A 10,315-nucleotide genomic window follows, 5' to 3' on the forward strand; every position below is an offset into this window, starting at 1 on the left:
AGATGGAACTACAGCTCTTTACCTCATACCTATAATTTAAACCAGTTTTGCATTTTTCCAACAAAATGATGCCTTAGTCTAGATATGCACAGGCGTAATGACAGACCGGTCAAGGGCCTCAAGCCGCAAGAACGGGTCCGGAATCTTCAGACAGTGTGCCTCCGCATCGCTGATTCCCGCATACAGAATTGCGGTGCCGTCATCGCTGCGGACAAGTCCGCCGCTGAACACAACATCGGTCAGATCGGGCCGCTTGGCGGGTCCGAGATCGAAGTTGCTCCGAACCGCAATGACCTCGATATCCGTAAAGGCCCCAGTATCCGGGTCCAGCGCGAAGACCATCGGATAGTAACCCCGATTACCGTCCTTATCGAATCTCGCAATATGCCCCAGTACGCCGATAAGCCCGTTTGCGAGCATGCGCGCCTCATTGACGCCGCCCCATTCGGTCTCGATGAACTGCTCCTCCAGAAGCGGAGCCTCCGCAATCAGCTCGACCGTCAGCTCTTCAAGAGAACGAACAATGACGAAGCCGATCTTGCCGCGGCCCCCTTTCACGCCCTGCGGACGAGTAAAGACACCGATCCGGCCATCGTTCAGCTCAACAAGACGAAGATCCTTCATTCCGTCCGGCCCGACAAAGAAAGGCATGAGCATGCGTACAGATGATCCCCGGTAGAAGACGGTCCGCCACAGGAGAGCGCCAGGCACCGCAGGGTTCGTGAACGTCTGCACACCGCCCAGCACAAGCTCGCCTCCAATGCAGCTGAAGAACGGGTCCTGCATCGGGAAGACGGGCCCGTCTTCCATAGGCGTCCAGACTCCGTTCCGTTCGTTGAAGAAGACGATGTTGGATTCCTCGCTGTCTCTTTCCTCGACTCTGCCCGCGATCGTCCATTCTCCTTCATCCTTAAAAGGGGCGGTGATGTTATACACATCCCTTCCGTCCACACTGTTAAACTTCAGCTTCTGCTTGTCCAGCACACGCATTTTCTTGACATGAAAATCCTGCAGCAGAATGTCACAAGTCAATCCGGTACGTCTGACTCTCAGCATAGCTCTTCCCCTCCATGTTGATAGCTGTATGGTCGTCGCTTGATGTCCCTTGGAATCATTACTCTTTTACCCCAGGTGCCTTAAAATGAAATCATTATAGTCTTCCATACCCGTTTTATGAAAAATGAAATGTTTATTTTTGTAATTTTTATTAATTTTCATGAAACATGATGATTTTCTTAAATTGATGTGCTACGATACCCCTAATTTGAACAAAACGGTTAAATGGAGGTTGTTAACAACTATGTCTGCTAAGGCGGTAAAAGCGGAGATTCCTTCGGACGGCAAATCGATGAATCTCGCGCGGCTTACATGGCCTATCTTTCTGGAAGTCTTTCTGTTTATGCTGATGGGTAGTGTCGATACATTTATGCTCAGTTCGGTATCCGACGATGCCGTTTCGGGTGTCGGCGCAGCCAACCAGATCATTACAGTCGCGATTATCATCCTTGAAGTCATTGGCAACGGGGCGGCAATCGTAGTGGCTCAGTATCTGGGTTCTAAAAAACCGGCTGAAGCCGCACAGGTGACGGGCAACGCTATTACGCTGAATTTGACCGTCGGTCTGGTGCTGAGCGTCGTGCTGCTTCTCCTCGGAAAAAGTATTTTGGGCATTCTGCATGTGGAAGGCGACATTCTGGCCTATGCCAGTTCATATTTGCATATCGTGGGCGGTGCCATTTTCCTTCAGGCGCTGATCAATGCGCTGGCCGCAACCATCCGGACCCACGGTTTTACCAAAGAGACCATGGCTGTCTCTTTTCTGATGAACATCATTCATGTGATCGGCAACTATGCACTTATTTTCGGCCATTTCGGCCTGCCGGCGCTGGGCGTGGAAGGTGCAGCAATCTCGACGATCGGCAGCCGGCTGATCTGTCTGCTTATCTTCTTCTGGCTGCTGTACCGGATCATGGAGGTCCGGGTCGCCTGGACGTATTATGTACATCTCTCGAAGAATTTTGTGCTCAAAATACTGCGGATCGGCATTCCGGCAGCGATGGAATCGCTCTTGTATCAAACATGCCAGCTCGTCTTCACGATGTATGTAACGTATTTGGGCGCGGAAGCGATGGCTACCCGCCAATATGCGCTCAATATTTCGAATTATATCTACCTGTTCAGCATGGCAGTCGCCGTAGGCACCTCCATTATTGTGGGGCATTTAATCGGCGCCAAGCGCCAGAATGAAGCATTCAGCCGGGTAAGATCCAGTGTGAAAGGCGCGCTGCTTGTAACGGTTCTGATCGACATCATCGTCATCCTGTTCCGCGAGCCGCTTATGGGAATCTTCACCGACAATCCGGACATTATCCGCATGGGCGCTCAGGTTCTGCTCCTCAGCCTTCTGCTCGAAACGGGCCGTACCGTCAATATGATCGTGATCGGTTCGCTCCGGGCCGCAGGGGACGCCAAGCTTCCGGTATATATGGGCATTTTGTCCATGGTCTGCATGAGCCTGCCTGTCGGTTATTTGTTCGTCTTCCACCTGCACTTGGGACTGATCGGCATATGGCTGGCTATCGCTCTGGATGAGTGGACCCGAGCGGTCATCATGCTGTTCCGCTGGAGAAGCCGGGCCTGGGAGCGGTACTCCCTCGTTGATCATGAAGGCGCCAAGGCCGTACCAGCCACCGCTACTGCAGCCCAATAATTGATTCGAAACGAAGTAACGCCCCTGCGGTTATCATACTGTCCGCGGGGGCGTTCCTGTACTTATATAATATTTGCTGCACAGTAAAAAGCCTGCCGGCAACCTCTCAATTGAGAGGAGCCGGCAGGCTTATTCGTTCGGTTACCCGAAAAATTATTGTGCGGAAGTTGTTCCTGTTACTTTGCCTTCGATCTTGGCTGTCTTCTGAACATCAGCATTCGCGAAAGTCAGGTTGCCGTCGATAGTAGCGTTGTTGAACAGGTTGAAGCCGTTAGCTTCTACAAATACGTCGCCCTTAACCGTTCCGCCTTGAATGCGGAGGTTCTCACTCTTAACCGTCAGCTTCGGAACAGTCAGTGTGTACTGAGCCGTTACGTTATGATCAGCATCTTGTGCATACAGCGCGATTTTGCGGTAGATGTCCTTGGAAGTATCATTCTTGTCATGGAATTCGCCAGCTACGGTAACTTCACCGTCAACTGTCAGATCGTTCAGAACAGCGATGATCCATGTTCCGCTTTCACTTACAGCTGTCTTGAAAGCATCACCCTGGTTCACGATGGAAGCAGTTGTCGTTGCGTCAGCTGCAGCGGATGCAGCAGGAGCAGTCGAAGCTGCTGCACTTGATGCAGGAGCGGCAGACTCAGAAGCGCTGTTATTGTTGTTCGATCCACATCCGGACAGAAGAGCTGCGGCAAGTCCGGCTACCAGAAAACCTTTTACTACTTTCATTTTCCTTAACCCCCTAATTTGTTTCTACCAAAAATTATATATAAAACTTAAAGAAAATCAAGTGATTTATTTCACTTAAGCGTTTTAACTTTCTAATTTTCTCCTGATTTCATGCATCATCAATAAAGAAAATTTATAGTTTTAGCCATTTTTCCAAAATTTAGTACCCTGAAATCAGAAGAGGTTTCTTGGCATCGATGATAATCGACACCATTCCGAGCGAATTTCGGCTGTTTCTCGTATCGAACCGGAAGGAGCGTCCGATCTTTCCATCCTGCTCATTCCAGTAGCTATAGTGAAATATCCCCGATTCGTCGCAGTACTCCAGCAGCTCCACATGGAAACCCGCCTGTTCGAATACCTTACTGAAGCTGGCGTAGTCGTATACGATTTTGTGGGAGTATGCAGGATGGTCCACAGGGCCGGGGCCGCCGACTTGAACGATGCGCTGGTATGCCTCATTCCGGAAATTGACATCCGGTACAGCGCAGCGGATGTAGCCGCCCGGCTGCAAGTAATCATAACAATTCCGGGCAGCCGCAATCCCCTCTTCAAGCGTCATATGCTCCCACACATGCTCAGCCAGCATGGCCTCAATGCTGTTCTCTGAATAATCTCTGGCAAAATGGCTGCGCTCCAAAACGTTAAGCTGCTCTTCTTGTGTGCTGATCCAGCCCATCTGTGTCGTATTCCCCGCTCCAATGATGATCTTCATTTCTTCTGCACGACCTTCTTCTTCACTTCCTCGATCATTGCCATTTTGTTGTTCCAGCACTCCTGGCTGAGATCGACCGGATACTCCTCGGCATTCAGCGTCCGCTTGTACTCATCCCACAGCTGATTCAGATTGTCCCTGGCGAATGACTGAATCTGTTGAATCGGCGGCAGCTCATAGACCAGCTTCCCGCTCTCAAAGATCGGCTTGTGCAGCTCGCGGGCTTCAAAGTTCGCTACGAACTTGGCGATATAGGTATGAACAGGATGAAACATCTTTAAATGCTCTTCGTCCTGCGGACGCTCATGGGCAAGCGCGATGTAATCTCCTTCCGATTTGCCGCTGCCCTTGTTGATGATACGGTACACTCTCTTAAGACCGGGCGTCGTAATCTTCTCCGGGTTGGCGCTGATTTTGATCGTATCCTTCATCTTCCCGTTCTCGTCTTCGATCGCGATCAGCTTGTAGACGGCCCCGAGCGCCGGCTGGTCGTAAGCGGTGATCAGCTTCGTGCCGATTCCCCATACGTCGATCCGCGCACCCTGCATTTTGAGGTTCAGAATCGTCGCTTCGTCGAGATCGTTGGTAGCGTATATTTTGGCATCCGTAAATCCGGCTTCATCCAGCAGCTTGCGGGCTTCCTTCGAGAGATAGGCCAGGTCTCCGCTGTCCAGACGTATTCCTTTGAACGATATCCTGTCACCCATCTCCGAAGCCACACGGATGGCAGCCGGAACGCCCGATTTGAGCGTATCATAAGTATCGACAAGGAAGACGCAGTCCGTATGAGTCTCCGCATATTTGCGGAATGCGGTGTAATCGTCGGAATAAGCCTGCACCATCGCATGGGCGTGCGTACCTACCGTCGGGATGCCGAACAGCTTGCCGGCGCGGACATTGGACGTGGATTCGAAGCCGCCGACGTATGCCGCCCTCGCTCCCCAAATCGCGGCATCCATCTCCTGCGCTCTCCGGGTTCCGAATTCCATTGTCAGCGCGTTTCCGGTCACCTGTTTGACCCGCGAAGCCTTGGTGGCAATCAGCGTCTGATAATTGATGATATTAAGAAGAGCGGTCTCGATCAGCTGCGCCTCCGCCAGCGGCGCCTCCACGCGCAGAATCGGTTCGTTAGGAAATACCAGTTCCCCTTCGCGCATGGAAGCCAGCGTACCGGTGAACGAAAGGCCTTTCAGATAAGCCAGGAATTCGTCGCTGTACCCGTCCTCTTTGAGATAGTCCAAATCACTGTCCGAGAAACGGAACTGCTCCAGATAACGCACGACCCGCTCCAGCCCGGCGAATACGGCGTACCCGTTGCTGAATGGCAGCTTGCGGAAATAGGCTTCGAAGACAGCCTTGCGGTTGTGGATGTTGTCTCTCCAATAGGTCTCTACCATGTTGATTTGATATTTATCGGTATGAAGTGTCAGGCTGTCATCGGGAAAAGGATAGGTCATCTGTGTCTTCTGTGTCATGTGTATCTCCTCCTTATGAAGTTATCGAATTTCTGCGCCGAGCGACCCGGGAAAATGGCGCAGCGCCCAGAGATGTCCTTCAGCGTCGAAGCTGGCTACCGCGTCCCGGTACACGATAATGCGAAAGCCCTTGTTGTACGCGTCCACAGCCGTGTGCAGCACACAGATATCGGTACAGACACCCACAAGATGCACTTCCTCAATGCCCGCCGCCCGAAGCCGAAGCTCCAGATCGGTACCCGTGAACGCGCTGTACCGCGTCTTGTCCATGTAATATACCAGCGGATTGCTCCGGTTCTCCTCGTACACATTTTTTAGCGTACCGTACAGGTCTCTTCCCTTCGTACCGGCGATATTATGCGGCGGGAACAGCCGGTTCTCCGGATGATTCAGATCCGCCGGATCGTGCCGGTCGATCGCGAACACGACCAGGTCACCGCCGTCGATAAACTCCCGTGTAATCTCTACCAGCCGCGATTCGATGGCCTGGCCCGGCTTGCCGCAGGTCAATGCCCCGTCATCCGCCACAAAATCCACCGTATAGTCGATGTTAATCAGCGCTCTCTTTGGCTGCTTCTCCGTCATAGGTAACGCCTCCCTTTATACTTCTATACTTCGACCTATCCATGCTTCCTGTGAATTAATTAGTAACGGTCGCTGTAAATGGAATGGTGAAACCCGGCTTCCACAAAATGGTACAGCTGCGTCGGCCTCCGCGAGGTCCGGTTGGTCTTCTTGTCGCCCGCCTTCTCGATGAATGGAAAGGATTTGATCTTCCGGGCAAAAGCCGCATCCAGCGCGACATACGGTTGATCCGTTACCGTCTTCAGCACGGCCTGAAGCTCCGAGTAGGTGAATTCCTCCGGCAGAAACTCCCGGGCCGCCGTTGTCTGCAACAGATCACGGGTTATGACGCCGATCGCGTCTCTGATAATCGTCTCGTGGTCAAAAGCCAGATCAAGCTCAAACACGTCTTTTACGGAAAAAAGCTCAACCGCGTCGGCATCGTCATTCGCCTGCCGCCCTGCGAGCTTGTGCTCCGGAACGATGGCGTAATGCGCATTCGTGATCATCCATCCGCGCGGGTCTCTCCCCGGTGTATCGTATACGCCGAAATGCTTAAGGTGAATGTCCTCTACGCCCGTCTCCTCGCTCAGTTCCCTGAGCGCCGATTGATAAGCCGTTTCGTCGGGTGCCACGAACCCGCCGGGCAGCGCCCATTTGCCTGCCTCGATATTCGGCTTGCCTTCGCTGTTCAGCATGCTCCGGCGGATCAGCATCATCTTCAAATCCATCAGCGGCGGCTTGTATTCCTCGTCCCGTGTGGACAGAATCGTGAATACTGCAATATCCGCTGTATACCCGTCTGGCGTCCGGTACTTCTTCACATCGTACTGCTGCAAAGCCTCTTCGTTCGACATATCCTCCACTCCCTGTCTCAACTTGATATTTATTTAACAATTATCATTTTGTTAATTATATAATATTGGAAAGAGACGCCGCTGTCAAGCGCCGTCTTGTGACCATCCGGTCCGCAAAAAATCGGCAAGTCCCTCGCACAGGCTTTCGTCCCCTGCTTCCAGCCAATCATCCTGAATTTCGAGATGCCGGCAGGTGCTGCTCTTCACGTAGCTGTAGATAATTTGGGCTTCATCAAATTCCTCCCTGCCGATCTCCTGTTCCGCAGCGGCGGACACCTCTTCGAAACCGGCCCGGACGATTTCCTCAAACCCTTCAGGAAGCCGGTCCACATTCGAGACATCGAATATTCCGCTGAACAGAACGAGATTGCGCCGGATCAGGAACAGCTTGGCACTTCCTTCATCCATTCGCTCCATCACCAGCAGCTTCCGGTTCGCTTCCGCAAATCGCGCCACCTGGCGCTGCCGAAGCAGGAAGCCGATGGATTTGAGACAGTCCCTGTACCTGGCTGCGGCTTCGAAATCGAAGACTTCGGCGGCCGCCGCCATCTCCGCTTGTATTTCCTCCTCAAGGCTCCCGTCCTCTCCGCCCAGCAGCGCGGCAAAACGGTCGATCAGGCGATGATATTGCGCCTCCGCCTCGCCTCCGAGGCAGGCCCCCCGGCATAGGCCGAGCGAATGGTTCAAGCACGCGGAGTTGCCCGAGGACGCATGATTGCAGTCGAGCCGGAAGCACTCCCGGAAGTCCTGAACCGCACGCTCTACGGACCCTCTGCTCGACGTATAAGGACCGAGAGCCCGCCAGCCTTCCTCTTCCGGCAAATCGGCGGACACCTTCATCCGCTTGAGACCCGGACCGGGACCGATGAGGATATAGGGATAGCCGAGCGGATTTTTCATTTTGCGGTTGTACATCGGTTTAATTTCATGAATCAGTCTGCACTCCAGCATAAACGCCTCGAATTCCGTGTCGGTTACGCGATATTCGAGATCCCGGACATGCTGAACAAGCTTCTTGACCTTCGGAGAATGCGACTTGTTATTATAGAAATAAGATTGCACTCTTTTTTTCAGATTTTTGGATTTGCCGACATAGATCACATGTCCAAGCGAGTCCTTCATCAGATACACGCCCGGCGACTGGGGAAGGCTTGCGGCTATATCTTTCATGCTTGCATACGTTCCTTCCATTTACCTGATTTCTTGTACGGTTTCTTGTACTATACTGTGATCATAATCCACCCATTTCCACAGAGCAAATGCAATCATGCTCTTTCCGGGGCCTGAACGCCTGTTTTTTTGATAGAATAGTAGGAGTGATTGGAGGAGAGATCGGATGAACGACGAACAATCGGAGTATGACCTGGACCGGTGCCCGATTTGCGGTGAGCAGAAGGTATGCGGCCGGCATACGCAGGAAGGTACGGAGTGCTGGTGCGCGGGCGAGACGTTTCCGCCGGGAATCTTTGACCTTGTTCCGGAGGAGCTAAGGGGCAAAGCCTGTATTTGCCGAAGCTGCCTGAAGGCTTATCAGGCGGGGCTTAAGCTGAAGTGAGCCGGCTGGCTGACCGGCGAAATGACAAATAATTGAGCGATATTGATCGCGAAAAATACACGCTCGAAGCGCTTGCTCGAAGCGCAGAGCCGGGTAACGGCAAAGAGCCGCCGGGCTATCGCACCCGGCGGCTCTTGCTCGCTGATCCGGGCGCCGCAGGCGATGGATCAGCCCGGGTCCCGCCGCTGTCCGTCCCCTGCCGGCCCCTTGTGGTCGGAGACCACGGGGCCGGTCAATTCCTCGGACAGCTCCGGCTGCGCCCGGGCCGCGAACGCGCCGGGCGGCACACGGCGGGCGACTTCGCTGCGCGGCGCCCGGCCGAAGTAGCGTTTGCCGGCGTATATGCCGGCAAACAAAGCAACGAACAGCAGGCCGGCTGCAAGTCCGCCGCCCTGCCCTGGAATAAGCGGCATACTTACAATGACCGCTGCCAGACTGAGCATGGCGAGCCAGGATGTGTACGGAAAGCCTCGAAGAGCGCTTCTGGGCAGCCTGGCCCCTTCCGCCTTCTCTCTCTTTCGGCGAAGCCGGTAGTGGCTGGCCATAATCGCGATGTATACGAACAGGATCGAGAAGCCTCCGGAGCTGAGCAGGAACAAATAGACGCCCTGCGGCAGCAGCAGGCCAAGACCGAGTCCTGTCAGCATGGCCGCCCCTGAGAACAGAATTCCCCGGTACGGCACATCGGTCTTGTCCCGCATCCAGGCGGGAGTATGCCCCTCATCGGCTAGTGAGCGGAGCATCCGCCCCAGACCGAAGATGGAGGCCAGCATCGTCGAGAGGATCGCCGATACAAGCACGATGTCCATCACATTCCCGGCCCAGCCGAGACCATGCAGCGAGAGCGCTGTGACGAACGGGCTCTCCTGCACCGTTACCACCGATCCCGGAACGAGGAAGAACAGTCCCGCCATTGCGGACAGGAACAGCCCTACCAGAAGAATGAGGGTCAGCCGGATCGCCTTCGGAACCTGTACCTTTGGATTTGCCGTCTCCGATGCCGCGAGGCCAAGCACCTCGAAGCCGGCATAAGAGAACATCACGATCAGCATACTGCCGGCAATGGCCCCGACCCCTCCGGGCATCAGGGGCTGACCGGCAAGGACGCCGAAGCCCGCAGGACCGGAGCGGGCGGGGCCGCCTGGCAGCAGTGCTCCTATACCGGCGGCCAACAGAATCGCCAGCACAACGAAAGCAACGACGGCCAGCAGCTTCACTGCTGCAAGGCTCGACTCCAGCTTGCTGAGCCGGTCGGCGCCGAGCAGATTAAGCAGCGTCATCGCAACAATGATCCCGGCCTCAAGCAAGCCTAGCGAGAGCCATGGGAACCACCCCCGGATCAGAATGGAGGCCGCCGTCGCTTCACTCGACATGGCCAGCACCATGCCGATCCAATACACCCAGCCAACCGTAAAGCCCGCTCCAGGGCCAAAAGCCTGCTCCGTATAGGTCCTGAATGATCCCAGCGACGGGTTCTCGACCGTCATTTCCGATAGTGCGGTCAGAATCCAGTAGACCAGCACACCGCCGATCACATATGCGATCAGCACCGAAGGTCCGGCGGCGCGGATAGCGACCGACGAACCGAGAAAGAACGAACCTCCGACTACCGTTCCCAGAGCCAGCATCGTGAGCTGCCACACCGATAGCCCTTTACCCGGCTCTTTTTTGCCTTCTTCCATGGCGCAGCCTCCAACATATCCATAG

10 protein-coding genes are annotated in these 10,315 nt (G+C 54.2%); 2 read left to right on the top strand and 8 right to left on the bottom strand.

Annotation, left to right across the window (positions count from 1 at the left end; translation table 11 throughout):
* Positions 1–78: 78 nt before the first annotated feature.
* On the bottom strand, positions 79–1,056 hold the full coding sequence (locus tag PSTEL_RS16235; protein WP_038696878.1) for an MTP-1 family protein: 978 nt from the start codon (positions 1,054–1,056) through the stop codon (positions 79–81).
* A gap of 244 nt (positions 1,057–1,300) precedes the next feature.
* Between PSTEL_RS16235 and PSTEL_RS16240 the strand changes: the two genes are divergently transcribed.
* On the top strand, positions 1,301–2,710 hold the full coding sequence (locus PSTEL_RS16240) for an MATE family efflux transporter (RefSeq protein ID WP_038696880.1): 1,410 nt from the start codon (positions 1,301–1,303) through the stop codon (positions 2,708–2,710).
* 153 nt (positions 2,711–2,863) lie between these two features.
* Here the strand turns inward: PSTEL_RS16240 and PSTEL_RS16245 are convergent, their stop codons facing one another.
* The 6 genes from PSTEL_RS16245 to PSTEL_RS16270 form a co-directional block, all read right to left on the bottom strand.
* On the bottom strand, positions 2,864–3,442 hold the full coding sequence (locus PSTEL_RS16245; RefSeq protein ID WP_038696882.1) for a polymer-forming cytoskeletal protein: 579 nt from the start codon (positions 3,440–3,442) through the stop codon (positions 2,864–2,866).
* A 160-nt stretch (positions 3,443–3,602) separates the two neighbouring features.
* Complete coding sequence (locus PSTEL_RS16250; protein WP_038696884.1) at positions 3,603–4,157, bottom strand: class I SAM-dependent methyltransferase; 555 nt, start codon at positions 4,155–4,157, stop codon at positions 3,603–3,605.
* Complete coding sequence (locus PSTEL_RS16255; protein WP_038701095.1) at positions 4,154–5,614, bottom strand: nicotinate phosphoribosyltransferase; 1,461 nt, start codon at positions 5,612–5,614, stop codon at positions 4,154–4,156. The genes PSTEL_RS16250 and PSTEL_RS16255 overlap by 4 nt, the downstream gene beginning before the upstream one ends.
* Before the next feature lie 39 nt (positions 5,615–5,653).
* Positions 5,654–6,217 (bottom strand): cysteine hydrolase family protein, encoded by a 564-nt coding sequence (locus PSTEL_RS16260; protein ID WP_038696886.1) that lies wholly within the window; start codon positions 6,215–6,217, stop codon positions 5,654–5,656.
* A 59-nt stretch (positions 6,218–6,276) separates the two neighbouring features.
* Positions 6,277–7,053 (bottom strand): NUDIX hydrolase, encoded by a 777-nt coding sequence (locus tag PSTEL_RS16265; RefSeq protein WP_038696888.1) that lies wholly within the window; start codon positions 7,051–7,053, stop codon positions 6,277–6,279.
* 84 nt (positions 7,054–7,137) lie between these two features.
* Complete coding sequence (locus PSTEL_RS16270) at positions 7,138–8,223, bottom strand: GIY-YIG nuclease family protein (RefSeq protein WP_038701097.1); 1,086 nt, start codon at positions 8,221–8,223, stop codon at positions 7,138–7,140.
* Positions 8,224–8,389: 166 nt separating this feature from the next.
* On the opposite strand from PSTEL_RS16270, the gene PSTEL_RS16275 reads away from it, so the two are divergent.
* Positions 8,390–8,608, top strand: a complete 219-nt coding sequence (locus PSTEL_RS16275) for a cysteine-rich CWC family protein (RefSeq protein ID WP_038696890.1) — start codon at positions 8,390–8,392, stop codon at positions 8,606–8,608.
* Positions 8,609–8,775: 167 nt separating this feature from the next.
* Here the strand turns inward: PSTEL_RS16275 and PSTEL_RS16280 are convergent, their stop codons facing one another.
* The gene (locus PSTEL_RS16280) at positions 8,776–10,290 is read right to left on the bottom strand and encodes an amino acid permease (protein ID WP_038696892.1); all 1,515 of its coding nucleotides are present in this window, start codon (positions 10,288–10,290) and stop codon (positions 8,776–8,778) included.
* Between the last annotated feature and the right edge of the window lie 25 nt (positions 10,291–10,315).

Origin of the sequence: Paenibacillus stellifer (assembly GCF_000758685.1) — a bacterium.
Taxonomy (GTDB): Bacteria; Bacillota; Bacilli; order Paenibacillales; family Paenibacillaceae; genus Paenibacillus_AQ; species Paenibacillus_AQ stellifer.

Coding starts and splice junctions, on each gene's coding strand:
- PSTEL_RS16235 (WP_038696878.1), bottom strand. CDS start 1,056: ATGCTGAGAGTCAGACGTACCGGATTGACTTGTGACATTCTGCTGCAG.
- PSTEL_RS16240 (WP_038696880.1), top strand. CDS start 1,301: ATGTCTGCTAAGGCGGTAAAAGCGGAGATTCCTTCGGACGGCAAATCG.
- PSTEL_RS16245 (WP_038696882.1), bottom strand. CDS start 3,442: ATGAAAGTAGTAAAAGGTTTTCTGGTAGCCGGACTTGCCGCAGCTCTT.
- PSTEL_RS16250 (WP_038696884.1), bottom strand. CDS start 4,157: ATGAAGATCATCATTGGAGCGGGGAATACGACACAGATGGGCTGGATC.
- PSTEL_RS16255 (WP_038701095.1), bottom strand. CDS start 5,614: ATGACCTATCCTTTTCCCGATGACAGCCTGACACTTCATACCGATAAA.
- PSTEL_RS16260 (WP_038696886.1), bottom strand. CDS start 6,217: ATGACGGAGAAGCAGCCAAAGAGAGCGCTGATTAACATCGACTATACG.
- PSTEL_RS16265 (WP_038696888.1), bottom strand. CDS start 7,053: ATGTCGAACGAAGAGGCTTTGCAGCAGTACGATGTGAAGAAGTACCGG.
- PSTEL_RS16270 (WP_038701097.1), bottom strand. CDS start 8,223: ATGAAAGATATAGCCGCAAGCCTTCCCCAGTCGCCGGGCGTGTATCTG.
- PSTEL_RS16275 (WP_038696890.1), top strand. CDS start 8,390: ATGAACGACGAACAATCGGAGTATGACCTGGACCGGTGCCCGATTTGC.
- PSTEL_RS16280 (WP_038696892.1), bottom strand. CDS start 10,290: ATGGAAGAAGGCAAAAAAGAGCCGGGTAAAGGGCTATCGGTGTGGCAG.